The sequence below is a fragment of the Vibrio sp. 1978 genome (genome assembly GCF_033344345.1).
Genome location: NZ_JAWPOP010000731.1, coordinates 1 through 596, shown reverse-complemented (window position 1 = coordinate 596; position 596 = coordinate 1). Strand labels below are relative to the sequence as shown.

The 596-nt window shown below is 46.0% G+C and carries 1 protein-coding gene; it reads right to left on the bottom strand.

The window, feature by feature from the left end; genetic code table 11:
• Window positions 1-596, bottom strand: a 596-nt coding sequence (locus R8N49_RS28800; protein WP_318190657.1) for a DUF4344 domain-containing metallopeptidase, incomplete at both ends; no start/stop codon positions are given.

Here is a 596-nt window from a genome sequence, read left to right as displayed (position 1 = left end):
TTCGTCATTGCATTGGGGCTGCTTGATGGTTTCTCGCTGTTTTTACGTGTCGATGCTTCTTTGGGTTCATTGTGCTGCAGGTAGTGCTGCCAGTTAGTGCGAATGTTTTCGTAATTGTATTGGCAGAAGTCTTTGCGATCTCGAAGGTAGTCTTTTTCAACTTCGTCGAGTAACGATTTGTACTGTTCAGGATCGCTGCCATACACCAAGCACAAAGTGGAGAAGTAACGCTGCAGGTCAAAACTGTGTTCGTCAATGTACTCGCCGAAATCGTAATAGTCGGGTCTGTCATCGGACTCAAACGCAAACATGTCGGCGGCACTGATGGCCATATCGGCGCCATCGTCTAAATAGTCGATCAGTAAAATAGTGGCGAAATTGTCAACGGCATCTTCTTCTTTCCCCAACACAGGGATGCTTTGATCCTCGATGTACGCATGCCCAGCTTCATGCAGCAAAGTGTGTAATAAGGTATCTAATGCACCAGTCTTTGGCGATTTTCCGTAGCGATCTTCATATTGGTTGTTGGAGAAGTAATTGAGTGACTCCAAGTAAAACGTATACGGAATATGGATGGTGTGCGTGTCGGGATCGTA